Here is a 25,063-nt window from a genome sequence, read left to right as displayed (position 1 = left end):
GATAATTGAAAATTTATCTGCAAATATTAGGCCAAGAATAGAAAAGCTATATTTTACAAAACGTTATAAGAGATAGTTTTTCTGAAACAAAAGAGTGTTACTATTTTGACACTCATAAAAACACAGAAATCCAGGAGTTTATGAATGAACGGTACATTTTCCAGCCTTCTGCTTTTATTAGCGGTTGCCGTTATTCTTGTCTGGCTCTTCAGAAGGGTGAAATTGCCGGCAATTTTAGCCTACCTGGTTGCCGGTATTATTGCCGGCCCCGACGTTATGGGCTGGATAGCTGACCCGGATGATTATCATCTGGTTGCTGAGCTGGGTATTGTCTTGCTCCTGTTTTCGCTGGGGCTTGAATTCTCTTTACCTAAGATGATCGCCATGCGGCGATGGGTATTCGGGTTAGGCGCGGCTCAGGTTCTTGGTTCCTTGTTAATCTTTTTGCTTATCGGCTTTATCTGGCTGGATGAATGGGCTGCATCTTTGGCTATTGCCGGAGCGCTGGCCTTGTCCTCTACTGCGGTTGTTATCAAGCAACTAAAGGAAAGCGCACAGACGTCAACCCGTCGCGGGCAGATGAGTGTCGCCATTTTGCTATTCCAGGATATAGCGGTGGTGCCACTGCTAATTATTATTCCTTTGCTGGCCTCCGATAACGGTAATATTGGCTACACCTTATTACTGGCTCTGGCGAAAGGTGCCGCCGTTATTGCTGTACTAATGACAATAGGAAAATGGGTCTTACCCTATTTATTCAAAGAAATAGCCAAGCAAAGAACCGATGAGCTGTTTGTTCTGGCGACGCTTCTGGTCGCACTGGTTGCCGGTGGTATGACTCATGTTTTTGGTCTTTCTATGGCGTTAGGTGCTTTTTTAGCCGGAATGATGCTAGGGGAAAGCCAGTATAAACATCAGCTGGAAGCCGATATTCGCCCGTTTCGCGATATTTTAATGGGCTTGTTCTTTACGACCGTAGGCATGCAGCTTCAGCTTTATGGGTTTGTCCAGAATTTTCATTGGATACTCCTCGCTTTAATTGTAATGGCCGTGATTAAAATTGCGTTAATTAGCTCAGTAGCACGTTTTATGGGCGAGCGGGATGAGGATGCCTGGGGCAGTGGTATTTCACTATTTCAAATGGGGGAGTTTGGCTTTGTCATTGTCGCCTTGGCTAGCAGCCATGGATTACTGAGCAAAGAGATTGTCACCAGTATGATAGGTATTGGTGTATTGAGTATGGCGATAACACCTATTGTTATCCACCGTTTGAAACCTTTAGTGAATCTGGTTGTTCGCCACCCTGATCCTCTGGTCGATATTGAACAGCAACGAACAACCGGTAGTGAAGGGCTGGAGAACCAGGTACTGATTTGCGGCTTTGGACGGGTTGGGCAAACCATGAGTCGATTTTTAGACGCAGAGGGAATTACTCATATAGCTGTCGATAATGACCCCATGCGAGTTCAGGAAGCCGTTGCCGGTGGTGCCCGGGTCTACTTTGGTGACAGTGCCAGAAAAGATATTTTACGTGCGGTAGGAGCCGAGAGTGTCGATCTGATTATTATCAGTTTCGCCGATGACCTGCGCGCTCTCGAAGTACTAAAAGAGCTTCGCCAGTTAAACCCCGATGCCTACATTATTGTACGGAGTCGTGACGATACAAGACTGACTCAGTTACAGGAAGCCGGAGCGTCTCAGGTGGTTCCAGACACACTGGAAGCGAGCTTAATGCTGATTTCTCATGTGCTCAGCCGCAGTGGTATTCCAATACGCCGTATTCTTGCGCGGCTGGATAAAGAAAGACGCAACCATTACGGTGAAATGCATGGCTTCTTTCAAGGGGATGAAACTGAGATTACGCCAGAACTTGCTGACAAACTTGAGTTTTTACGTGCTTTAACCTTACCTGAAGGTGCCTGGGCGACGGGCAAACGCATTGATGAATTAGACTGGGAAAAACATCAGGTACAGTTAAAAGCTTTAAGGCGTGACGACGAGGAAATTCAGGAGCCCGATGGTGATACCGAGTTACAACCGCAGGACGTGGTCTTGCTGGTGGGTAAACCGCGTTATGTTGAGGCCGCGGAACGTTGGTTACTGGAAGGCTGAAACAGTCAGTTACAACTTAGTGCCGGAATCACACAACTGGCAACAGTTAACGCCTAACATTTTACATTATTAACAGTAATAATAATGCTGTGAGTTAACCAATTATGAGAACAATAAAAAATGAAATTTAAAAAACGAGCCTTTATTCCGCCGTTAATTATTGTTGGAGCTATCGTTTTATCGATACTTGCAAGCATGTCTGCGGAGCCGCCAAAACAAAAAGAGCGAAGTAAGCCTGCTGCGATGGTTGAAGTTCTGGAAGTCAGCCCTCGTGACATGACGTTTATTGTTGATTCTCAGGGCACGGTAAAACCAAAGCATTCCACTACTCTGGTTGCAGAAGTGACCGGGCAAATTGTTGATGTCGCTGCGAATTACCATGCCGGTGGTTTCTTCAAAAAAGGCGATATGCTGGTTCAGGTCGATCCGTCTGACTATGAAGTTGCGGTCCAACAGGCCCGGGCTAACTTGTTGCAGGCCCAGTCCGAGTTAGAACAAGAGAAAGCACGTGCCCGCGTTGCTGAAGAAGAATGGTCGGCCTTCAAAGAAGGGAAAGCACCTGAACTGGGCTTGCGCAAACCGCAGCTTGCCAGTGCCATTGCCGCGGTAGAGTCAGCCGAAGCGAACCTGGCTAAAGCCGAGCGTGATTTAGAGCGAACCACCATAAAAGCGCCTTACGATAGCGTACTTCGTAGTAAAGAAGCCAATTTGGGGCAGTTTGTTTCAACGGGTAGCCAGATAGCCTTGGTATTTGATACCCGTACGGCAGAAGTTCGGTTGCCATTAAGTGACCTTGATATGACTTATATTCTAGATCCGGCTCTTGCTGAAGAAGCGCCCCGAGTGCAGTTAGAATCTATGGTTTCCGGTGAGTCGGCAACCTGGCAGGGACGTCTGGTTCGGACAGAAGGCGTTTTAGATGAAAACAGCCGGGTTATCTATGGTGTTGTAGAAGTTTCTGACCCTTACAACCTGGGTGAAGAGACACATCCTATTCCTTTGCGCTATGGGCGTTTCGTGCAGGCTAAAGTTGAGGGCACTGTGGCTCAGGGAGTTATGGAAATTCCTACCTATGCACTGAATCCTGATGGGTCTGTCTGGATTGTTCCTGAGAGTCGCGAGCTGGAAAAACGTGATGTTGAGGTTGTGCGAACTCAGGGCAATACAAGCCTTATAAGCTCCGGACTGGAAAGTGGAGATAAAGTGGTGCTGACGCAGCTGAAGAATGCGTTACCGGGTATGAAGGTACGTTTGCCCGGCGATCCACTGCCAGAGCAAATGGAAACAACGGCTAAAACAGATGAAAACGGTGAGAAAAAAGCCGAAGACTCTGAAAATGTAGGCGGGTAAACATCATGACGACTGAAAAACAAACCGGTCTGATTGCGTGGTTTGCACGCAACTCGGTAGCCGCAAATTTATTGATGATCATTATTCTGGTTGCAGGCGCGCTGTCAGTATTTACTGTGCGCAAGCAAATGTTTCCTGAAATTGAACTGAATATTATCAGTATCCAGGTACCTTTCCCCGGTGCTGCGCCACAGGAAGTGGAGCAGGGCGTTATTATGCTGATAGAAGATGCCATTGAGGATGTTGATGGTATCGAAGAGATGACCTCTCAGTCGCGCGAAGGCGGCGGTAGTGTCACTTTGGAAGTTGAACCTGACTATGACGTGCAAGTTGTCATGGACGAGGTGAAAATGCTGGTGGATGCCATTCCTAACTTCCCTCAGCAAATCGAGAAACCGAATATCTATCGGGTAAGACCACAGCGACAAGTTATCTGGATGTCGGTTTATGGCGACCTGGATGAGCGCTCCCGTAAAGAGCTGGCGAAGGAAGTCAGAGATGAGCTCAAGACTGTCGGCGGCATAACCAAAGTTGATGTGGTTGGTGACCGTGATTATGAAATTTCGGTTGAGATTTCTCAGCAGGATCTTGAACGCTACGGACTGACCTTCTCACAAATTGTTGACGCGGTTCGCGGAACCTCAATTGATGTTGCTGGTGGTTCAATAAAGACCCCTAACGGTGACATTTTACTGCGAGCCAATAACCAGGCTTACGTTGGCGGTGAGTTTGAGAAAATTGTTTTATTAAGCCGTGCTGACGGTACGCGTTTAACTCTGGGTGATATAGCCAAAGTAGAAGACGGTTTTATTGAAGAAGAGTCTTATACCCGCTTTGACGGTAAGCCGGCAACTTTTGTCCGCGTACAGTCAGTGGGCGATCAGAACGATCTTAAAATAGCAGAGTACGTCCGGGGCTATACGGAAAGAAAAAATGAAGAGCTGCCCGACGGCGTTCAGGTAGCAAAGTGGGGCGATTCGTCTTATTACCTGCAAGGCCGCTTAGACTTAATGATGAATAATATGTGGATGGGCGGGCTGTTGGTCTTCCTTATGTTGTCGTTATTCTTACAACTGCGTTTGGCGTTCTGGGTCATGATAGGTATTCCGGTGTGCTTTTTAGGCACCATTGCGTTAATGCCGCTGCCGATGTTTGATATCTCAATTAATATGATATCGCTGTTCGGCTTTATACTCGTGTTAGGGATAGTGGTGGATGACGCGATAGTCATAGGGGAAAGTGCCTATACCGAAATAGAGGAAAACGGTAAAAGTATCGATAACGTTATTGCCGGAGCTAAGCGTGTGGCAATGCCGGCCACCTTTGGCGTACTAACAACTATGGTTGCCTTTGTGCCCATGTTGACGGTTGAAGGAGGTATGGGTGCTATTTGGGAGTCTATTGCCTGGGTCGTTATTCTTTGTTTGGCCTTTTCCTTAGTGGAGTCAAAACTCATATTGCCAGCGCACATCGCTAATATGAAGTATTCCAAACAGAAAGGTGAAAAAGCCAACGCTTTCCAACGTTTTCGCAATAAATTCGCGAATGCAATTAAGTCTTTCGTAGATAATTACTATCGACCGTTCCTCAAAAAATGTCTGCACTACCGTTATACAACGTTAGCAACCTTTGTCGGTATGCTGATTCTGATGGTCGGTCTTATGAGTGGCGGTATTGTACGTTGGGTTTTCTTCCCGGATATTCCTAGCGATTTTATTCAGGCGAATGTGGAGATGCAGCCCGGCACCTCAGAAACTCGCACCATTGAAGTCCTGAACAGCGTGGAAAAGTCACTCAACGACGTGAACAGTCGGATTAAAGAAAACGACGGTGAAGCCGTTGTCCGTCATACCAATATCTGGATGGATGGCAATACTGCCGGTACGGTATTTGTAGAACTGAAAAAAGGTGAAGACCGCCAGATAGACGGGTTTGAAATTGTGAACCAATGGCGTGAAGCTGTTCCCGAATTGGCTGGAGTGCGAGCCCTTAATTTCCAGGGAAGCATGAGTGGCGGTAGTGGCTTTGATATTGAGTTTCAGTTAGTCGGTGAAAACCTGGATGAACTGAAAGCCGCAGCTGATGAGCTTAAGCTGGAACTTGCCGACTATGACGGGGTATTTGATATTGAAGATACCTTTGGCGACGGTAAAGAAGAAATTCTTCTGCAGACCAAACCGTTAGCGACTGCTATGGGGATTAATCTGGCTGAACTGGCTACTCAGGTGCGCTATGCCTTCTACGGTGCTGAAGCCCAGCGCATACAGCGAGGCGACGAAGAAGTTAAAGTCATGGTTCGTTACCCCCGTGACCAGCGTGAGTCCGTTGGCAACTTGCAGGATATGAAGCTGCGTGGTCCTGATGGTTCTGAAATTCCATTTACAGAATTGGCTGATATTGAGTTCGCTGAGGGTTATAGCACCATTACCCGTATTGACCGCCAACGCTCTGTGAACGTTCGTGCGCGGGTCGATAAAGATACAGTAGAACCTTTCCGCGTTGTAAATGAAGTTCGTGAACAAAAAATCCAACCAATTCTGGATAAGTACCCTAGTGTTAACTTCCAACTCCAGGGTGCGACTCAGGATGAAGCTGAAGCAACAGGCTCTCTTGCTCTTGGCGGTTTTTTGGCAATGTTTGCGGTCTACGCACTAATGGCCATTCCGCTGAAGTCCTATAGTCAGCCGCTGATAATTATGTCGGTGATACCCTTTGGTATTATTGGTGCAATTATTGGACACTGGGTTATTGGTATGCCGGTTAGTATTTTGAGCTTGTTTGGTATTATTGCGTTAGCCGGGGTTGTGGTGAACGACAGTCTGGTCATGGTTGATTACGTTAACCGGGCCCGGGAGATGGGAACGGATTTACGTAAGGCGGTGCTGGATGCCGGTTGTCGTCGCTTTCGCGCAATAACCTTAACCTCGTTAACGACTTTCTTCGGTTTGCTTCCGATAGTGCTGGAGAAGAGTCTGCAGGCTAAAATAGTGATACCAATGGCAATATCACTGGCCTTCGGTATTATTTTCGCAACGGTTATTACCTTGTTGTTAATACCTTGTTTGTACTTGATTTTGGCTGATACTAAGCGAGGGATGCGTACCATGCTGTCCTGGTATGGGCTGGCAACGCCGCCTGAACCTAAAGATATGAGTACCAAAGAGGCACTGGAGCACTACTAAGTGTCTGAGGAAATGAAAGAAAGCCGGAGCTAAGTCTCCGGCTTTATCGTATGGTTAGTCATAAACTGGTAAACTAATTACTCTAAACTGTTAAATTATTAATAACCGAACACTCCAGAGGAAACCCTGACATGTTGCTGTCGCTTCTTGATCTTGCCGCATTGCTATTTTTCTTTTTCTGCTGGATAGGCTATTCATTGTTTGCCCGCAAACGAGCCCGAACCACGCATTGTTTGTCGAGTATTCTGTGCTCGTTAAGAATTGACTGGTTTACCACTGTCATGCACAAAGAAAATCAAGTTGCTGACGCGTCACTTATTGGCAATGTCGAGAGAACTGTCACCTTTTTCGCCTCCTCTACCATTTTAGTTTTGGCCGGTGTTATTACGGTCTTAGCACATGCCGATGAAGTTGTGTTGGTGCTAAATGAAATTCCGATGAGTCCCGCTACCAGTTCTATTTTGGTGCAGTTTAAGCTGTCGGTGTTAGCCATTATCTTTATCTACGCCTTTTTTAAGTTTACCTGGTCTATTCGTCAGTTCGGCTTTGTGTCCGTCCTGCTGGGAGCCTCGGTCGAGTATCACCAGGGCAATAAACCGGAAGAAGAGCGTCAGCGTTTTGCTATGCACGCAGCAAAAGTACTGGATCAGTCCGGGCATGAGTACAATAAGGGTCTGCGAACATATTATTTTGCTTTGGCCTATTTATCCTGGTTTCTGCATCCCGTCATCTTAATTGCTTCAAGTGCTGTGGTGGTCGCAGTGCTTTATCGTCGTGAATATCGCTCACGAGTATTACGTGAATTGTTGGCAACGAAAGGCTATGTGCCGGGAAAAAAATAGGAGAAGGTTGTGAATAAGGTATTTTCTGATTTTCTGGCCTGGACTCGTGAACATGAGTGGGGTTGTAGCGAGAGCCATGACTTAACACTGGGCAATGGCACGAAACTGTCGGTCTGGGATAGCGGAGTGTTAGAAGTTTCACCGGCTAATCCGGGACACAAGGATATTGTGTTATCTTGTGCGGTGCATGGAAATGAAACGGCTCCTATCGAAATATGCCGGGATATCATTAATGACATTATTAATGAAAAACAGACAGTAACGCACCGCACGCTGTTTTTAATTGCAAACCCCGCCTCAATAAACAAAGGTGAGCGGTTTGTTGAAGAAAATATGAACCGGCTGTTTAGTGGTGAGCACAGTAAAGGCAGTACGCAAAATAAAGAACGCGAGCGCGCAGCAAAGATAGAAAGCTATGTGGAGCGTTTCTATCAATTGGCTCCGGAAGGAACCCGCGAACGTTTTCATTATGACTTACATACTGCTATTCGCGACTCAAAACGTGAGAAATTTGCGGTTTATCCGTTCACTCACGGCGCACCTTACAGCCGCCAACAGCTTCAGTTTTTGCTGTCTTGTGGTGTTGATACGGTATTATTAAATCAGGCACCGACAACGACATTTTCATATTTTAGCGCGCGTCAGTTTAACGCCCATGCGTTTACCGTTGAGCTGGGTAAAGTCCGTCCATTTGGCGAAAATGACAGGACTAAGTTTGCCGCAGCGGAAAGCACATTACGCAACTTAATTTCGCAAACTGAGCTGGATTTCGGTCCCTTTGAACCAGAACAACACTATGTGTTCAAAGAAGCGCAAACCATTAACCGCACACAACCTGACTTTGAGCTAAACTTTGCGGATGATGTGGCTAACTTCACCTCTTTTAATAAAGGGGAGCTACTGGCCTGGGATGGTGACAAGGCATGTTACGCGCAGCATGATGGTGAACATATTATTTTCCCTAATGCCAAAGTGGCGCTGGGGCACCGGGCGTTATTAACTGTGGTTAGAGTACCCACAGAGTCGCTCGATTTAGTCTGAAATTATTGAGCCTAAGTTGCCGAACTTTGTTAAGACTGTTCGTTTCTATTTACACTTAGCGCACTCAGTTTTCATTAGGGTGTGGTTTGCATGTCACTTTACGTAAAGGTAAAGTAGCGGCAATTTCCAACCCAGCTTAAAACCGAAAGAGAAGGTTATGGTCAAGGATAAAAAACACGACACAGAAATTGTGACGAAACCGAAATGGTTTGATAAAGACTCAGTCACAATTCCAATGCTGCAAATCTTAAAAGAAGATGGCAGTTTTCATAAAGATGCGGATATGCCGGAGTACGATAAAGAGCTGATCGTGAAAATTCACGACACCATGCAATTTATCCGTATTCTCGATGAACGCATGATCGCCGCACAGCGCCAGGGCCGTATCAGTTTTTACCTGGCCTCACGAGGTGAGGAAGCCGAGAGTGTGGCGTCTGCCGCCGCGCTGGATGCTGGTGATATGATCATGGGTCAATACCGTGAGCAGGGCGCATTAGCTTACCGTGGTTTTACCGTTGAACAGTTTATGAATCAGCTGTTTTCGAACGAAAAAGACTTAGGTAAAGGCCGTCAGATGCCGGTTCACTACGGTTGCGCTGACTTAAACTTTATGACCATTTCTTCGCCGTTGGGAACACAGATTCCACAGGCAACAGGTTATGCGTTTGGTCAGAAAATGGATAAAACCGAGAAGTGCACTATCTGTTACTTTGGTGAAGGTGCTGCCTCTGAAGGTGACTTCCACGCCGCCTTGAACATGGCATCGGTTTATAAAGTGCCGGTCATCTTCTTCTGCCGTAATAATGGCTACGCTATTTCTACACCGGCGCAAGGCGAACAGTATGCTGGTGACGGTATTGCCCCGCGTGGTATCGGCTATGGTATGAAAACCATACGTATTGACGGTAACGACGTTTTCGCTGTACTAAAAGCGACACAGGAAGCTCGTCGTCTGGCTGTAGAAGAAAACGAACCTGTTTTAATTGAAGCCATGTCTTATCGCATGTCTGGTCACTCGACTTCGGATGACCCTACTGGTTACCGTACGCGTGATGAAGAAGCTGGTTGGCAGGCGAAAGATCCGCTTGAGCGTTTACAAAAGTGGATGACGGATGAAGGCTGGTTGGATAAAGACCACGTTGAAGAGCATCACGCTGAAGTGAAGGCGAAAGTTCTGGCGGCGTTAAAAGAGTCAGAAAAAGTGCCGGTCCCGCACATTGATGAGCTGATCAATGATGTTTACGACGAACCGACTGACATGCTGAAAGAGCAGTTAGACGAGTTGAAAGAGCACATCCGTAAATACCCGGATGCCTATAGTAAAACGTCGGGGAGACTGGACTAATGGCTAAAATGAATTTATTACAGGCCATCAACAGCGCGCTAGACCTGGCGATGGCTAAGCATGACAACGTATACAGCTTTGGTGAAGATACCGGTGGTTTTGGTGGTGTATTCCGCGCCACTTCCGGCTTGACTGAAAAATACGGCAAGCATCGTAACTTTAATACCCCACTGGTTGAGCAGGGTATTATTGGTTTTGCTAATGGCCTGGCGTCACAAGGCAGTTATGCCATTGCCGAAATTCAGTTCGGGGACTACATTTTCCCGGCGTTTGACCAAATAGTGAACGAGACGGCCAAGTTCCGTTATCGTTCAGGTAATGAGTTCAATGTGGGTGGTTTAACCATTCGTACTCCGTACGGTGGCGGTATCGCCGGTGGTCATTATCACTCACAGTCTCCGGAAGCCTACTTTGCCCACACGCCGGGCATTAAAATTGTGACCCCGCGTAACCCGTACGAGGCCAAAGGGTTATTGCTAAGCGCTATTTTTGACAAAAACCCGGTGTTGTTCATGGAGCCTAAGCGGTTGTACCGCGCGTCAACAGGCGATGTTCCGGAAGAAGAATACACCATTCCATTAGGCAAAGCTGACGTGGTCAAAGAAGGTAAAGATATTACCGTTCTTGGCTGGGGCGCGCAGATGGAAATGATTGAAAAAGCGGTGGAAAAATCTGAAGAAGACGGCGTTTCGTGCGAAGTCATTGATTTGCGTACTATTTCTCCATGGGATGTTGAAACCGTTACAGAATCGGTTTTAAAAACCGGTCGTTTGGTGATCACTCAGGAAGCACCTATTACCGGTGGCTTCGCCAGCGAAATTGCAGCAACAGTTCAGGACAAATGCTTCCTGTATCTGGAATCGCCAATTGGTCGAGTGTGCGGTATCGACGTACCGTATCCGCTGTGTCACGAAAAAGAGTACATGGCTGATCACTTGAAGATTTATGAAGCGATCAAACGCTCAATGAACTACTAAGGACCCATCGACATGAGTAAAGACTTTATTCTGCCCGATATCGGCGAAGGGATCGTAGAGTGCGAAATCGTTGAGTGGCTGGTTGCCGAAGGTGACGAAGTTAAAGAAGACCAACCCGTAGTTGAGGTTATGACCGACAAAGCTATGGTTGAGATCCCGGCCAAAGACGACGGCATTGTGGAAAAACTGTATTACCAGAAAGGTGATATTGCCAAGGTTCACGAACCGTTATTTGCGATAAAGCCAGCTGACGGCTCTTCTGATGAGGCGCCTGCTAAAGAAAGCGAGCCGACTAAAAAAGAAGAACCGAAAACAGAGGAAGAACAAACCTCAAGCAGCGGTGATACAACTGACTTTATTTTGCCTGATATTGGCGAAGGTATTGTTGAGTGCGAAATCGTTGAATGGCTGGTGTCTGAAGGCGACGAAGTGAAAGAAGATCAGCCGGTTGTTGAAGTCATGACGGACAAAGCTACGGTTGAAATTCCGGCTAAAGACGACGGTACTGTGGTTAAGTTGTATCACAAAAAAGGTGATATCGCGGAAGTACATAAACCGCTGTTTGCACTGCAGCCAGCGGGTGGCGTTCAGTCATCTGGTTCAAATGCTCCACAGAGCCATGTTGACCCCGACGCTAAGACTTCGCCATCGGATTCCAAAGCAGAAGCGGAGCCACCCGCGAAGGCGCGTCAGGGCAAAGCTATTGCCAGCCCGGCTGTGCGTCGTCTGGCACGTGAGAGCGATATTAACATTGCTGAAGTACCAGGTTCAGGTAAAAAAGGCCGGGTTCTGAAGAAAGATATTGAAGCCTTTAAATCGGGTGAGCAGAAGTCAGCCGCATCAAGCGATAGCCAGCAACCGCAGAAAGCCGCGGCTACTAGCGGTGGTACTCGTACTGAAGCTATCCGTGGTGTGAAAGCGGCTATGGCTAAGCAGATGATGAGCTCGGTCAGTACGATTCCACATTTCACTTACGCCGATGAGTTCGATGTTACTGACTTAATCGCATTGCGTGAAAAGCTAAAAGAGCAATACAAAGAGAAGGGTATTCGTTTAACTGTTATGCCATTCTTTATCAAAGCTCTTTCGCTGGCACTGAAAGAATTCCCTGTGATGAATGCACAGGTGAATGAAGACTGTACTGAGATCACTTATTTTGATGATCACAACATTGGCATGGCCGTTGACACCAAGATTGGCCTGTTAGTACCTAACGTAAAACAGGTACAAAACAAAAGCATCATTGATGTAGCCAATGAGGTCACTCGTCTGACTCAGGCATCGCGTGAAGGTAAGTTGCCACAAGCCGATATGAAAGGCGGTACCATCAGCATTTCAAACATTGGTGTTATTGGCGGTACGGTGGCAACTCCTATCATCAATAAACCTGAAGCCGCGATTGTCGCTTTAGGTAAGGTGCAGGAACTGCCGCGCTTTGATGCCAACGGTAACGTGGTAGCCCGTAAAATAATGACGGTAAGCTGGTCAGGCGACCATCGTATTATCGATGGCGGCACCATTGCCCGTTTCAACAAACTCTGGCAGGAATACCTCGAAGACCCAACCAGCATGCTGGTTAACATGGTCTAGTCAGAAACAAAGAGTTAGATAAAGCTTCGGAACACGCCGTAAACCCATCCTTGGGGGCTTGGGTGACGCCATCCTTGGCGTCACACAGCTCCCGGGGGACTTTTAGTTTCGCTAGGAGTTAAGACCCTCTACTACAGGAGACGCGACGAGCTCATCCATGAGGGCTTGACGAAGGCCATCCATGGCCTTCGACACTCCTGTAGTAGAGGGCCTTAACTCTTACCGCTTCACTAAGTCCCGCCGGGAGCTGTAATGAGCAGAGGGTTTTGACTCCAAGCGGAGCGCTCTATCCGTAGGAGCGTTAACACTTCCTTTCACCTTATCCTTTGCAGCTGTGCTATTGTTTTCTTATCTGAGAAGTATTGAGAGTCAGCATGTTTGAAGTCATTTATCTTTCCTTAGCGGTATTACTGTTGGTGCTTACCCTGGCGCCATTGTCCCGAGCGCAAGTTTGGTGGATACGTGGTTTGGATTTTCCGCGTTTGCAGCTGTCGGTGTTATTAGCTGCCCTTCTCATAGTAGGGTTGGTTGTTATACGCGACTGGAATTCAATTAACGCGGTAACGCTGGGTCTGATTATTGGTTGTCTGGTCTGTCAGCTCTGGTGGGTTGTGCCTTATACCTTTTTCTTTCCTAAGGAAGTTGAAGCTGTCCGGCCGGGTAATGCTAACGGGCGCTTGCGCATTATGACCGCGAATGTTCTTACTCCTAACCATAATAGTGATGGCTTGCTAAAGCTTGTTCATGATTTTACGCCAGATGTGCTGGTCACACTTGAGTCTGATGACTGGTGGCAGGAGAAGCTGGATGCGATTGAATCGGATTATCCGCATACGGTAAAGGTACCTTTAGATAACCTCTACGGCATGCATGTGTATTCTCGTTATGCTTTGTCTGATGTCAGTGTTGAATATCTGGTTGAAGACGATAAACCGTCGGTACATTGTTTTATTGAGCTGCCTTGTGGACAGAAAGTAAAAGCGCATTTTGTGCACCCTGCGCCACCCAGCCCTTCTGAAAATGAAGAGTCGGCAGAGCGGGATGCTGAACTGGTGCTGGTTGCTCGTCGGGTTGAGCCGGAGAAATATCCGACTATAGTCACTGGAGATTTGAACGATGTTGCCTGGTCGCGCACGACGCTTCTTTTCCGCAAGCTTAGTGGCTTGTTAGACCCCCGTATCGGGCGTGGTATGTTTAATACTTTCCATGCGGAGTACTGGTTTGCCCGCTGGCCGCTGGATCATATATTCCACAGCCACCATTTTGCTCTGGTTTCAATGACTCGCCTACCGGGTTTTGGGTCAGATCATTTTCCATTACTGACAGAGCTTGCTTTAGCACCGGGAGAAAATGGTGCCGGCGATGGTCCGTCGCCGGATAAAGATGACAAAGAAGCCGCTGATGAGATTGTGAATAAGGCTATGGCTTAAGCTTACGCCGAAAGTGAATACGTTGAACTAACAGTCCGAAAATAATAAGCATAAGCCCAACTAGCGTACTTGGATAAATGGTTTCGCCAATCACGACCGAGAGCAGCAACAGCGAGATAAAGGGCGAAATAAAAATTAAGTTGCTGATAAGTGCCGTATTGGTGGCTGTTTTCATGGCTTTCAACCAGAATAGGAAGGTTATTCCCATTTCAAATAAGCCTACGTAGCTTACCGCTGCCCAGCCTTGCCAGGGTATTGCAGACCAGTCACTCCATATGAAGCTGGCGACAATAAGTATGGGTAAGGCTAAGCCGAAAGAAAGTACTAAGCTAACAACAGAGTCGGCGTTACGGCGTGTATTCAGGATCCAGTAGCCAGCCCACAAGAAAGTGGAAATTAACGCCAGTGTAACGCCCCAGGGGTCGCTGAAACTAAGCTCCAGCACATTACCTCGTGTGGCAATAACCAGCACTCCAAAATAACCTAAGGCGCAGGCTACCCAGTCGCGACGGCGTATGCTTTGTTTTAAAAACAGAGCGGCCATAATGCTAAGGGCAATGGCCCAGGTGTAATTAAGTGGTTGAGCTTCGGAGGCTGGCAGCAGTTTATATGCCTGAAAAAGCACCAGATAGTAAATAAGCGGATTAATAAGTCCCATGAGCAGGTAATACAAGGGCATTTTACGTAGCTCAAGTATCAGTTCACCGGTCTTTTTCTGAATAAGGCAGACCAGGCCTAAAATGACAAAAGAAACACTACTGGCAGCAGTAACCATCTGCAATGGGGTCATGTACTGCAGGGTTATTTTGAATGCGGTAGCCACCGTTGACCATAAAAGTACGGCGATGATCGCATAAATAAAGGCTTGTTTATCAGCGGCTATGGTGTGATGGCATGGTGACCCCTTAACTCATACGTCGATGAGTACTGCAGCTTGTTGGTATTCAATCCAGACCAGCGCATTTTGCTGGTACTCTCGTGCCAGGTCAATGGCTGTTTTTTTCTTGAGGCCTAAGACCATAAAACTGGCTTCCGGCGGCCATTGCTTGTCGCGGTCCTGACCTTCTCCTGAAAAACAGTGAATTTCATTCATTTGTTCTAAACGAGTCACTAATTGCTCGTTTCTGCTTTTATTTTCGCTCTTTGTAAGCAGTTGGCTTTGTGGGTTAAAGGCTGTGATAAAGGTGCCTGTAGTTTGACCAAGGCGCTCGCATAAACGGTCAAAGTCATTATTCTTTTGACCTATAGTCAAAGTGATTGCCTTTTTCCCAACTGCGAACCAATAATCCGTATTTTTATAGTTGTTTAGCAGCTCTTTATCCATGCTTTGACCCGAGTATCGATGCTATGTAGAGTACATAGCAAGAGTTTAGCGTTAACCGTGAAGATGTTCTATGAACCCCAGTATTAGTGTGATCACTTTAGGTGTTGATGATCTGAAACGTTCATTGGCGTTTTATCAGGACGGCCTGGGTTGGGAAACCGATGGCATTATTGGTGAAGAGTTTGAGCATGGTGCTGTCGTGTTCTTTAAGCTACCCAGTGGGCTCAGACTGGCTTTATGGCCACGTAAGAGTATTGCTGCAGAAATGGGCGTTGAAGTTGCTCGTGCAGCAAATGAAGTGTTGTTAAGCCATAACGTCAAGTCGCGCACTGCGGTTGACGACGTTATGGTGGAAGCCGAACGGGCAGGGGCCGATATTCTTAAACCCGCAAAGGACTTGTTTTGGGGTGGCTACGGTGGTTTCTTCAAAGATCCAGACGGACATATTTGGGAAGTAACCTGGAATCCTGCCTGGAGTGCTTAGCAGAAGTAAGAAATCCCATCAGCGAGTCATTGATATATTTCAATTTATCTGAATTTCCACTCAATAAAACGCTCACAAATGATCCTGAATCATTTTGCTGAGCGTATCTACTCATAATATTTATTATGAGTAGGAAAGCCCCATGTTTGGCTCAAAAAAGAAGTATCAGCTTGCACAAACCAGTAAAGAGCTGAGTGAATACGAGCAACTGATAAACGCCATTGACGGTAATATCGCCCGAATTGATTTTACCCCTCAAGGTGACATCTTAAATGCCAATAACCTGTTTTTGGAAACCATGGGTTATCGGCTTGACGAGATAGTGTCCAAGCACCATAAAATCTTTTGCGATAACAACTATGCGACAAGCGCAGAGTACCAGAACTTTTGGAAGCAATTGGCTCAGGGGCAGTCTCACCATGGCCGTTTTAAGCGATTCCGTAATAATGGCGATGTTGTCTGGCTGGAGGCTTCTTATTTTCCGATTAAAAACTCGGAGGGGCTGGTCGAATATATAACTAAAATAGCGAAAGATGTGACTCGCGAAGTTCTGGAGTTAGAACATCAGGTCGCTGTTAGTACTGCAATTGATAAGTCTATGGCAACAATAGAGTTTTCTCCATCGGGCGAGATTATTCGTGCCAATAAGAACTTTTTAGACACAATAGGTTACCGTGCAGATGAAATTAAAGGGCGCCATCACAGCATGTTTTGTGAACAGGCGTTTTATGATGAAAACCCCAGCTTTTGGAAAGAACTGAGTAACGGCCAGTTTAAAACAGGGCAATTTAAACGGCTGAGTAAGCATGGAGAGGCGATTTGGCTTGAAGCCAGCTACAACCCCATTTTTGATGAGAATGGGCAGGTGACAAAAGTTATTAAATTCGCCAGTGACGTAACGGCCAGCGTGGTGAAAGCTCAGCAAACTGCGGAAGCTGCTGCAGTGGCTTATTCTACCTCAAAGCAAACGGCTGCTATTGTCAGAGATGGAAAAGCCTCGATAGAGGTTTCTGTAGAAACCTCGAATGAGATTTTGTCTAAAAGTAATAAAACAGATGAAGTTATTGAACAGCTTCATGAGCAGGCTCGCAATATCGAGGATATTGTGAAAACGATTAATGGTCTGGCAGACCAAACGAATTTATTGGCGTTGAACGCAGCTATTGAGGCGGCCAGAGCCGGAGAACACGGACGGGGATTCGCCGTTGTTGCAGATGAAGTAAGAAACTTAGCGTCACGGACGACACAGGCAACCAGTCAAATTTCCGGAGTTATGGAACGCAGCTCTGAAGTCTCGCATGCGATATCGACATCGATAGATGATATTCAAAAGATGGCAGAACTGAGCAAAGAGCAAATTGAAAAAGTGAAAAACTTGATAGAAGAGATAGACGAAGGTGCGACGAATGTCGTAAATGCAGTGAGCCACCTTTCTTAAGGTGACTCACTGGTTTTTCATACGAGTTTAAATTCAGATATTTAGCCCGCAGGGTAAACGTAATTTGCCTGGATACCCAGAGGAAAGCCAAGAGTCCAGTAGAGAATAAGGAAGGCAGACCATAGTATTAAGAGCGCTACAGTATAGGGCAGCATCATTGCCACTAAAGTACCTATACCTGTGCCTTTAACATAACGCTGACAATAAAGAACGACCAGCGGGAAGTAAGGCAACAACGGCGTAATAATATTACTGGATGAATCACCTACACGATACGCCGCCTGAGTTAAGTCGGGTGAATAGCCTAACTGCATTAGCATAGGAACGAAAATAGGGGATATTAGTGCCCATTTTGCCGATGCTGAACCCACAAATAAGTTAATGAAAGCTACCAGAAACACAATTCCCACCATAGTGACTCCACCGGACAGCTCTAAGCTGGCCAGGAAGTTAGCCCCTTTTACGGAAATTAACGTGCCGAGTTGTGAGTCTCCGAACGCTTTTATGAATAAGGCACAGAAGAACGCCATAACCATATAGTAGGCCATGCCTTCCATTGACTTAGTCATTGCGCCGATAACGTCCTGCGAGTTGGTAAAGTTACCGGAAACATAGCCGTGAACAATGCCCGGAATAATAAACAGCAAGAAAATGAGCGGTACAATCATACCCATAAGAGGTGCTGAGTAAGATGCCAATTCACCGGTTGTCGGGTCAGCCAAAGGAGTATTTTCAGCCGTTGCTGAGAAATATAACAGAGTCAAACCTACGGCCATGGTGATTACACCAGCATAAAACGCTTTGCGGTCACGTGGGGAGACTTCGTCTAGCGCAGGCATATCTTCGGCGTCACCATCAATTTCGGCACCACGTAAACGGGGCTCAACCACTTTGTCCGTCAGGAACCAGCCAATAGCAACGACGACAATTGACGAAGCGGCTGTAAAGTAATAGTTGTTCAGCGGATTCAACTGCATGTCGGCGTCAATAATTTGCGCGGCACTTTCAGTAAAGCCCTGCAGTAATGGGTCTATTGCCGAAGGTACGAAGTTGGCACTGAAGCCGCCGGAAACACCAGCAAAGGCTGCAGCAATCCCCGCCAGCGGATGTCTGCCGGCCGCGTAGAAAATAACACCGCCTAAAGGAATAACCAGAACGTAGCCGGCATCAACTGCCGTATGACTGACTATAGCAACCAGAATCAAAACCGGCGTCAGCAACATTTTCGGCGTAACGTTCAACATGAGTTTTATGGCAACATTAATAAAGCCCGAGCGTTCGGCTACACCGACACCCAGCATAGCGACCAGCACAACCCCCAGGGGGCGCAAAACCCATAAAGGTATCAACCATATTGGCAAGAAAAGCCGCAAATTCGGTGCCGCTTAATAAGTTGATTACGCCAATAGAGTCACCCGTAAGCGGGTGTTTCTCATCAAAACTCACGCCGGACAACAGCCACGACATTACCCAGACAATGATTAATAAGCCAAAGAACATGACGGCCGGATCGGGCAGTTTATTACCGACCTTTTCAACGCCATCTAGAAGGCGATTTAACAGACTGTCTGGCTTATCCTTTTGCGAACGGTCTGGTTGTGGAGATTGAGCCATGGTGAAACCCCTGGTTGTTATTTTATTGGTCTAATTATTATGCGCAGGTATCATAACCATTATTGTAAGGTGGAACAAAGCGAACAAGGTGAAAAAGTGTCAATGATTTGTGGTACAGATGAAGCGGGTCGTGGGCCTATTGCCGGGCCGGTTGTGGCAGCGGCTGTCATTTTAGATCCGGACAATCCCATTGAAGGGCTTAACGACTCAAAAAAACTGAGCGAGAAGAAGCGTGAAAAACTGAGTCTGGAAATAAAAGAAAAGGCACTTTACTGGGCTATTGCTCAGTCTGACCCCGACGAAATAGAAGCCATTAATATTCTCTGGGCGTCGATGAAAGCCATGCAGCGAGCTGTGGAAGCGCTTCCGGTAAAACCCGATATGGTGCTGGTGGACGGTAACCGGGTTCCGGAGTTGAAGGTTCCGGCAAAAGCCATTGTTGGCGGCGATGCCAGCGAACAATGCATTGCTGCTGCTTCAATTTTAGCGAAAGTGGAGCGGGACAGACAGATGCTAAAGTGGCATGAATTGTACCCACAGTATGAATTCGATAAACACAAGGCTTATGGTACTCCCAAACACTTGGAGTTATTGGAAAAACACGGGCCTTGTCCTATACACCGTAAAGGTTTTAACCCGGTTAAGCGGCTCCTTGCTAACTTGTGATTTAACCCGAAAATTCATACAATAACGGCCTATTCACTAAGCTCTTTCAGGAAGTTGGAATTCACCATGCAGTCTATCCCGCACGTTGATATGCGCCGTTATCAGAATGATTTTGATGCTTTTACTCAAGATGTCGGTAATGGTTACGAAAAATACGGTTTTATTGCCTTAACCCAGCACGGCGTCGATACTGCGCTTATTGAACGGGCACTGGATACCTGTCGTGAATTGTTTGCATTACCTGAAGATGTAAAAAAACAATATCACCGCCCGGGTCAGGGCGGTGCCAGAGGCTACACGCCCTTTGGTACTGAAGTGGCTAAAGACGCGAAACATGTCGACTTAAAAGAGTTTTGGCATGTGGGTCGTGAAGTTGAAGGGGAGCCCGCATACCCACAACTATTGCCAAACGTCTGGCCACAAGAGCTGCCTAAATTTAAAGACGATATGCTGGCTATTTACGCAGCATTGGATAACTTAGGTAATCAGGTGCTGGAAGCTCTGTCCGTTTATCTGGGGCAGCCGAAAGACTTTTTCCGCAACAAAGTGAATAACGGCAATTCAATTTTGCGGCCTTTACACTATCCACCTATTATTGATGAAGATACGCCATCGGTTCGTGCTGGTGCGCATGAAGACATCAACGTTCTGACGCTCCTGGTGGGGTCGCGAGAACCGGGGTTGGAAGTGCTGGCGAAAGACGGCACCTGGGTGCCGGTAACGATTATTGAAGGTGCTATTATTTGTAACGTGGGTGACATGCTGCAGCGCTTAACGAATCATGTGCTGCCATCGACAACGCATCGGGTGGTTAATCCTCCGGCACCATTTAATGAAAAGTCGCGTTACTCAATACCTTTCTTTTTACATTTTAATCCGGATGTGATGATCACGCCGCTGGAAAGCTGTATTTCAGATGAAAATCCTCAGCGAGATGAACCTATTACAGCTGATGACTATCTAATGCAGCGCTTACGTGAAATTGGTTTGATAAAAGACTAAAAGGAACAGCTGGTGAAAACAGGCGAGTTTAATCTAAAACGCATAGTTCGGGGTGTGGCTGCTGTCACTGTTTCTGCATTATTAATCAGTTGCGCATCTGCTCCGCAGGAGCCTGAAAGCAATGAGTTTCGATTGACGTTGCTGCACATTGACGACCACCACTCTAATTTGGATGCCAAGCGGCAAACCTTAGTGTGGGGAGAGCAGGAGTGGCAAGTGGAAGCCGGCGGTTTCCCTCGTGTTGGCGCGCAAATCAAAAAGCTACGCGCGGCTAACGAAAATGTACTGACATTGCATGCCGGTGATGCCCTGACAGGCAGCTTATATTTCACCTTGTTTGGTAGTGAAGCCGACGCCCGCATGATGAACAACATTTGTTTCGATGCCTTCACTATTGGTAACCATGAGTTTGATACTGGCGATGCCGGACTGGCCGAGTTCCTGCAGGAATTGGGGACCAAAAGCTGTCCTACCGTGAAGCTTGGAGCAAATATTAAGCCAAAAGTTGGGCAGTCGGCTCTAACCCCCGACCGCGAATGGCAAATGTTTCAGCCCTACACAATAGTCGAACGTGGCGGTGAAGAAATAGCCATTATAGGTCTGGATATTGCCAGTAAAACCAAAAAGTCATCGCAGCCTGATGAATCCACTGAGTTTTTAGACGAGTTGGAAACGGCGCGCAAGTATATCGCGGAAGTTCAACAGCAGGGTATCGAGAAAATAGTGCTGCTGACGCACATTCAATACGAGCGGGACAAAGAGCTGGTGCAGCAGTTGCCAGGCGTGGATATTGTTATTGGTGGTGATTCGCATACGCTGTTAGGCGATTTCAGTGATTTTGGTATGGAGTCTGACGGGCCTTATCCAACCGAACTGACCAATGCCGACGGCGACAAAGTTTGTATTGGCCATGCTTATCAATATTCATTGGTAGTTGGCGAGATGCAGGCCGTATTTGAAGGTGACAAAATTGCAGAGTGCGGCGGGCGTCCGCATTATCTTCTGAGTGAAGACATTCAGGTCAGCGACGGCATTGTGACAACTTACGAGCCGATTAAAACCGCACTGGAAGAAAGTGAAGTCTTCAGCTTTGTTGAACCTGACGCTGAGCTGCAAAGCATGTTGCAGGAGTATCAAGGCAAAGTTGAAGAGTTTTCTGCCGAAGTGCTGGCGCAGGCGCCACAGCAAATTTGCAGTCAGGAAATTGACTTGCCGAGACGCGATGGTTGTGCTGACATTATGAGTTCTGGTGCTCATCGTCTGGTTGCTGAAGCTTTCCTGAACTCAGTGCCGGAAGCCGACTTTGCTATTCAAAATGGTGGTGGTGTCCGCTCTGGTATTAGTCAGGGGGACTTTACCGTGGGCGACGCTTTCAATGTACTGCCTTTTGCGAATACCCTGGTTAAGCTAGAACTGAGCGGCTCTGAGTTCAAACAGGCAATGGAAGAAGCACTGGCCTATTCCATTTCTGATGGCGGCTCAACCCGAGCTTATCCCTATGGTGCCGGTATTCGTTATTCGGTGGACTTAACCAAAGAAAAAGGCAGTCGTGTGTCTAACCTGCAAGTGTGGGATAAAGGCAGCAGCAGTTGGCAGCCAATGACCGCCAGAGCAACCTACGTGATGGTGACAAACAGCTTTATTGCAGGCGGTCAGGACGGTTATGACACCTTTTACCGTGTTAGTGAGCGCGGACGTGCCCGTAATACCGGAATAGACTATGCCCAGTCGCTGGTGGATTATGCCAGAGAGCAGGAGGTTTTGAAGCGTCCGCAAGAATTTGCGACGCAGTCATATGTTCCTGTGGGAGATAAATAATGGCTCGAGCATTCGAGCCAGCCCCGGTTTCCGATAACGCCAGATTCGATTTTATTGTTGTTATTCTGGCGTTATTGACGGCCTTTGCGCCACTTTCCATTGATATGTACCTGCCGGCTTTCAGCGCTATTGCGTCGGACTATGCGACCGATACACACCACGTTGAACTGTCGCTGACGGCATTTTTCTTCGGTCTTTTTATTGGGCAGCTGCTCTATGGTACAGCGACCGATAAATTTGGGCGTAAGAACCCGCTGTATATCGGTTTGGCTATATACGTAGTGACATCCATTGGCTGTGCCTTTGCGCCGGATATTCAGTGGCTTATTGCTTTACGTTTCCTGCAGGCTATAGGGGCTTGTGCCGGTATTGTTATTGCCCGCGCTGTGGTGCGTGATTTGTATACCCCGCAGGCTTCAGCTCGCGTGTTTTCGTTCCTGATACTGGTAATGGGGGTTGCACCTATTCTGGCGCCTCTGTTTGGTGCCTATGTCACCGAATGGATGGGATGGCGTGCTCTGTTCTTAATTGTTGCCGGTTTAGGTGTGGCCTCCGCTGTGACTATTCACTTTGTTTTGCCGGAAACCCGCGGGCGCCGTTACGACGTGCGTATGCGCAATACCGGCAGCACTTACTGGGCGGTTTTACGAGATCCCTCATTCCTGCGTTACTCGTTAACGGGTGCTATTGCTCAGTCGGGGTTGTTTGCCTACATCACAGGTTCGCCAAAAATGTTTATTGAGGTTTTTGGTCTTGAGCCCATGCACTACAGTTGGCTGTTTGGATTAAACGCTATTGGTATTATTGGCTTTTCGCAGCTGAATGGCTGGTTACTGAAATACCACTCCTCACGCAAGATCCTTAATGTTTCTTTACCGATATTGGCCGTAGTATCCATTGTAATGTGCGTTATGGCGTATTTTAATGCCGGCTTCTGGGGAATATTGCTGCCGTTATTTGCCTATATTTCGACTTTAGGCATGGTTTTCCCGAACGCTATGGCCGGGGCTTTGGCTGAACAGAAAGAACGCGCAGGTTCGGCATCTGCAGTAACCGGTAGCTTACAGTTTTTAATTGCTGGTTTAGTTTCTGCCGGAGTGAGTCAGGCTGGCTCATTCACTGATTACGCCATGGCCTGGGTCATAGGTGTGGCCGGCTTACTCGCGGTAATTGCATACCGCGTAATGCGCCGGCCAGAATAAGCTTTTTAGTTATAATAAGTCGGTGCGGCTGGTCCTACAGGGAATCCAAATACAAAGACCCAAAGGAAGAAAAGCACCGACCAGCCAACAAAGAAGAACATAGAATAAGGGAGCATCATGGCAACCAGAGTGCCAATACCTAAATCCTTCTTGTAACGAGCCGCAACGGCCAATATTAAGCCAAAGTAACTCATCATTGGTGTAATAACATTGGTGACTGAGTCACCAATGCGGTACGCCGCCTGAATGACTTCCGGCGAATAGCCAACCAGCATCAGCATCGGCACAAAAATAGGAGCGGTAATAGCCCACTGTGCAGAAGCCGAGCCAAGCATCAGGTTCACAAAGCCGCAGACCATAATGAAGAACAGGAAAATGATAGGGCCGGTCATGCCAATATTGGTCAGGAACTCTGCACCATTAATGGCAAAAATAGTCCCGAAATTAGTCCACTTAAAGAAGTTAACGAATTGCGCCGCAAAAAATACCAGCACAATATACATACCCATGGTACTCATGCTGTGCGACATCGCGTCGATAACATCGCGGTCGTTTCGCATGGTCTCAACCGTGCGGCCATAGACAAAGCCGGGAATGGCGAAAAAGAAGAAGATGTAAACAACCACGCCTTTCAGGAATGGCGAACCTTTAACATCACCGGTTTCCGGGTGACGTAAAATACCCCACTCAGGTACAACGGTTAGTGCCAGAATACCGGCCAGAACCAGAACGCTTAATCCTGCGTAAATTAATCCCCGTTTTTCCTGTTTGTTCAGAGGGTCCATTGAGGATTGATCGGACAAATCAATAGAGGCTTCGTCTTTGTTGTATTTACCCAGTTTGGGTTCGACAATTTTGTCGGTTATAAACGCGCCCATAATCGCAATCAGGAAGGTACTGACCATCATAAAGTACCAGTTGGCTTCTGCGCCAACGGTATAGGTCGGGTCAATAATTTTAGCGGCTTCTTCGGTAATACCTGACAGTAAAGGGTCTACTGTACCAATTAGCAGGTTGGCACTGTAGCCTGCGGAAACCCCGGCAAAAGCGGCCGACAAACCGGCTAACGGGTGACGTCCCAGACCGTAAAAAATCATGGCCGCAAGTGGTACCAGAACAACATAGCCCAGTTCTGCTGCGGTGTTAGAAATAACACCGGCAAAGACGATGGTTACGGTTACCAGACGCGGCGGAGCTTTCATAACCAGTCCCCGCATAGCCGCAGAAATTAAGCCCGAACGCTCAGCAACGCCAACACCTAAAAGAGCAACTAACACCGTCCCTAAAGGCGTGAAGCCGGTAAAGTTTGTGACCAGATTAGTGACAATGCGCTGTATGCCCTCAGCATTAAGCAAGCTGACGGCTTTAATAACGGTTTCACCATCTCTGGGGTCTACTGCGCTGACGCCAAAATAAGCAGCGACGCCACTAATGAAAATAATGAATAAGCAGAAAACTGCGAATAGGGTAATAGGGTGGGGTAACAGGTTACCAAGCCACTCAACGCCATCGAGAAAACGGGTAAACCAGCCTCGTTTGCTGGTAGCGTTATAGTCATTATTGGGAGACTGCATAACTCGCGCCTTTATTATAAGTTTTAGACCAGCGCAAGATTCTAGCATAAAAAAACGGCGCCGCTGAAATCA

General features: G+C 47.2%; 18 protein-coding genes and 1 pseudogene. 15 read left to right on the top strand and 4 right to left on the bottom strand.

Features of this window, described 5'->3' with window-relative positions; genetic code table 11:
- Window positions 1-144 precede the first annotated feature (144 nt).
- The 9 genes from DEU30_RS04945 (at window position 145) to DEU30_RS04905 (ending at window position 13,869) form a co-directional block, all read left to right on the top strand.
- Window positions 145-2,112: a monovalent cation:proton antiporter family protein gene (locus tag DEU30_RS04945; protein WP_114981122.1), complete on the top strand. Its 1,968-nt coding sequence runs from the start codon at window positions 145-147 to the stop codon at window positions 2,110-2,112.
- 120 nt (window positions 2,113-2,232) lie between these two features.
- The gene (locus DEU30_RS04940) at window positions 2,233-3,462 is read left to right on the top strand and encodes an efflux RND transporter periplasmic adaptor subunit (protein WP_011234920.1); all 1,230 of its coding nucleotides are present in this window, start codon (window positions 2,233-2,235) and stop codon (window positions 3,460-3,462) included.
- A 5-nt stretch (window positions 3,463-3,467) separates the two neighbouring features.
- On the top strand, window positions 3,468-6,644 hold the full coding sequence (locus DEU30_RS04935) for an efflux RND transporter permease subunit (RefSeq protein ID WP_114981123.1): 3,177 nt from the start codon (window positions 3,468-3,470) through the stop codon (window positions 6,642-6,644).
- A 131-nt stretch (window positions 6,645-6,775) separates the two neighbouring features.
- Window positions 6,776-7,486 carry a DUF599 domain-containing protein gene (locus tag DEU30_RS04930; protein WP_110013812.1) on the top strand — a complete coding sequence of 237 codons (711 nt, stop codon included), beginning with the start codon at window positions 6,776-6,778 and terminating at the stop codon, window positions 7,484-7,486.
- 9 nt (window positions 7,487-7,495) lie between these two features.
- Window positions 7,496-8,527 carry a succinylglutamate desuccinylase gene (gene astE, locus DEU30_RS04925; protein WP_114981124.1) on the top strand — a complete coding sequence of 344 codons (1,032 nt, stop codon included), beginning with the start codon at window positions 7,496-7,498 and terminating at the stop codon, window positions 8,525-8,527.
- Window positions 8,528-8,684: 157 nt separating this feature from the next.
- Window positions 8,685-9,872 carry a thiamine pyrophosphate-dependent dehydrogenase E1 component subunit alpha gene (locus tag DEU30_RS04920; RefSeq protein WP_011234916.1) on the top strand — a complete coding sequence of 396 codons (1,188 nt, stop codon included), beginning with the start codon at window positions 8,685-8,687 and terminating at the stop codon, window positions 9,870-9,872.
- Window positions 9,872-10,849, top strand: a complete 978-nt coding sequence (locus DEU30_RS04915) for a transketolase C-terminal domain-containing protein (protein WP_011234915.1) — start codon at window positions 9,872-9,874, stop codon at window positions 10,847-10,849. The genes DEU30_RS04920 and DEU30_RS04915 overlap by 1 nt, the downstream gene beginning before the upstream one ends.
- Window positions 10,850-10,861: 12 nt before the next feature.
- Entirely contained in the window at window positions 10,862-12,439 is a 1,578-nt protein-coding gene (locus DEU30_RS04910) for a dihydrolipoyllysine-residue acetyltransferase (RefSeq protein WP_011234914.1), read from the top strand.
- Between the two features lie 374 nt (window positions 12,440-12,813).
- A complete protein-coding gene (locus DEU30_RS04905; RefSeq protein ID WP_011234913.1) occupies window positions 12,814-13,869 on the top strand; it encodes an endonuclease/exonuclease/phosphatase family protein in 1,056 nt (351 codons plus the stop codon).
- Here the strand turns inward: DEU30_RS04905 and DEU30_RS04900 are convergent.
- On the bottom strand, window positions 13,859-14,719 hold the full coding sequence (locus tag DEU30_RS04900; RefSeq protein ID WP_227016315.1) for a DMT family transporter: 861 nt from the start codon (window positions 14,717-14,719) through the stop codon (window positions 13,859-13,861). The genes DEU30_RS04905 and DEU30_RS04900 overlap by 11 nt on opposite strands.
- 60 nt (window positions 14,720-14,779) lie before the next feature.
- Window positions 14,780-15,193 (bottom strand): DUF3293 domain-containing protein, encoded by a 414-nt coding sequence (locus tag DEU30_RS04895; RefSeq protein WP_011234911.1) that lies wholly within the window; start codon window positions 15,191-15,193, stop codon window positions 14,780-14,782.
- A gap of 70 nt (window positions 15,194-15,263) precedes the next feature.
- On the opposite strand from DEU30_RS04895, the gene DEU30_RS04890 reads away from it, so the two are divergent.
- On the top strand, window positions 15,264-15,677 hold the full coding sequence (locus DEU30_RS04890) for a VOC family protein (protein ID WP_011234910.1): 414 nt from the start codon (window positions 15,264-15,266) through the stop codon (window positions 15,675-15,677).
- 142 nt (window positions 15,678-15,819) lie between these two features.
- A complete protein-coding gene (locus tag DEU30_RS04885; RefSeq protein ID WP_011234909.1) occupies window positions 15,820-17,115 on the top strand; it encodes a PAS domain-containing methyl-accepting chemotaxis protein in 1,296 nt (431 codons plus the stop codon).
- Between the two features lie 41 nt (window positions 17,116-17,156).
- On the opposite strand, the pseudogene DEU30_RS04880 reads toward DEU30_RS04885, so the two are convergent.
- Window positions 17,157-18,729 (bottom strand): annotated as a pseudogene (locus tag DEU30_RS04880) (AbgT family transporter).
- A 39-nt stretch (window positions 18,730-18,768) separates the two neighbouring features.
- Between DEU30_RS04880 and rnhB the strand changes: the two are divergent.
- The 4 genes from rnhB to DEU30_RS04860 all read left to right on the top strand — a co-directional run bounded on the left by rnhB (window position 18,769) and on the right by DEU30_RS04860 (window position 23,417).
- Window positions 18,769-19,395 carry a ribonuclease HII gene (gene rnhB / locus DEU30_RS04875; RefSeq protein ID WP_114981632.1) on the top strand — a complete coding sequence of 209 codons (627 nt, stop codon included), beginning with the start codon at window positions 18,769-18,771 and terminating at the stop codon, window positions 19,393-19,395.
- A gap of 66 nt (window positions 19,396-19,461) precedes the next feature.
- Window positions 19,462-20,397: a 2-oxoglutarate and iron-dependent oxygenase domain-containing protein gene (locus tag DEU30_RS04870; protein ID WP_011234905.1), complete on the top strand. Its 936-nt coding sequence runs from the start codon at window positions 19,462-19,464 to the stop codon at window positions 20,395-20,397.
- Between the two features lie 12 nt (window positions 20,398-20,409).
- Window positions 20,410-22,215, top strand: coding sequence for a 5'-nucleotidase C-terminal domain-containing protein (locus tag DEU30_RS04865; RefSeq protein WP_011234904.1), 1,806 nt, complete (start codon window positions 20,410-20,412; stop codon window positions 22,213-22,215).
- The gene (locus DEU30_RS04860; RefSeq protein WP_011234903.1) at window positions 22,215-23,417 is read left to right on the top strand and encodes a multidrug effflux MFS transporter; all 1,203 of its coding nucleotides are present in this window, start codon (window positions 22,215-22,217) and stop codon (window positions 23,415-23,417) included. The genes DEU30_RS04865 and DEU30_RS04860 overlap by 1 nt, the downstream gene beginning before the upstream one ends.
- A gap of 5 nt (window positions 23,418-23,422) precedes the next feature.
- On the opposite strand, the gene DEU30_RS04855 is transcribed toward DEU30_RS04860, so the two are convergent.
- Window positions 23,423-24,991, bottom strand: a complete 1,569-nt coding sequence (locus DEU30_RS04855) for an AbgT family transporter (protein ID WP_114981125.1) — start codon at window positions 24,989-24,991, stop codon at window positions 23,423-23,425.
- Window positions 24,992-25,063: the final 72 nt, after the last annotated feature.

Origin of the sequence: Idiomarina sp. 017G, assembly GCF_004362265.1 — a bacterium.
Classification (GTDB): Bacteria; Pseudomonadota; Gammaproteobacteria; order Enterobacterales; family Alteromonadaceae; genus Idiomarina; species Idiomarina loihiensis.
The sequence above is the reverse complement of the archived record's forward strand: the minus strand, read 5'-3'. Positions and strand labels throughout refer to the sequence as shown.

Bases quoted from the DNA above. Each gene is read 5' to 3' on its own strand.
- DEU30_RS04945 (WP_114981122.1), top strand. From the start codon at position 145: ATGAACGGTACATTTTCCAGCCTTCTGCTTTTATTAGCGGTTGCCGTT.
- DEU30_RS04940 (WP_011234920.1), top strand. From the start codon at position 2,233: ATGAAATTTAAAAAACGAGCCTTTATTCCGCCGTTAATTATTGTTGGA.
- DEU30_RS04935 (WP_114981123.1), top strand. From the start codon at position 3,468: ATGACGACTGAAAAACAAACCGGTCTGATTGCGTGGTTTGCACGCAAC.
- DEU30_RS04930 (WP_110013812.1), top strand. From the start codon at position 6,776: ATGTTGCTGTCGCTTCTTGATCTTGCCGCATTGCTATTTTTCTTTTTC.
- DEU30_RS04920 (WP_011234916.1), top strand. From the start codon at position 8,685: ATGGTCAAGGATAAAAAACACGACACAGAAATTGTGACGAAACCGAAA.
- DEU30_RS04915 (WP_011234915.1), top strand. From the start codon at position 9,872: ATGGCTAAAATGAATTTATTACAGGCCATCAACAGCGCGCTAGACCTG.
- DEU30_RS04910 (WP_011234914.1), top strand. From the start codon at position 10,862: ATGAGTAAAGACTTTATTCTGCCCGATATCGGCGAAGGGATCGTAGAG.
- DEU30_RS04905 (WP_011234913.1), top strand. From the start codon at position 12,814: ATGTTTGAAGTCATTTATCTTTCCTTAGCGGTATTACTGTTGGTGCTT.
- DEU30_RS04895 (WP_011234911.1), bottom strand. From the start codon at position 15,193: ATGGATAAAGAGCTGCTAAACAACTATAAAAATACGGATTATTGGTTC.
- DEU30_RS04890 (WP_011234910.1), top strand. From the start codon at position 15,264: ATGAACCCCAGTATTAGTGTGATCACTTTAGGTGTTGATGATCTGAAA.
- DEU30_RS04885 (WP_011234909.1), top strand. From the start codon at position 15,820: ATGTTTGGCTCAAAAAAGAAGTATCAGCTTGCACAAACCAGTAAAGAG.
- rnhB (WP_114981632.1), top strand. From the start codon at position 18,769: ATGCGCAGGTATCATAACCATTATTGTAAGGTGGAACAAAGCGAACAA.
- DEU30_RS04870 (WP_011234905.1), top strand. From the start codon at position 19,462: ATGCAGTCTATCCCGCACGTTGATATGCGCCGTTATCAGAATGATTTT.
- DEU30_RS04860 (WP_011234903.1), top strand. From the start codon at position 22,215: ATGGCTCGAGCATTCGAGCCAGCCCCGGTTTCCGATAACGCCAGATTC.
- DEU30_RS04855 (WP_114981125.1), bottom strand. From the start codon at position 24,991: ATGCAGTCTCCCAATAATGACTATAACGCTACCAGCAAACGAGGCTGG.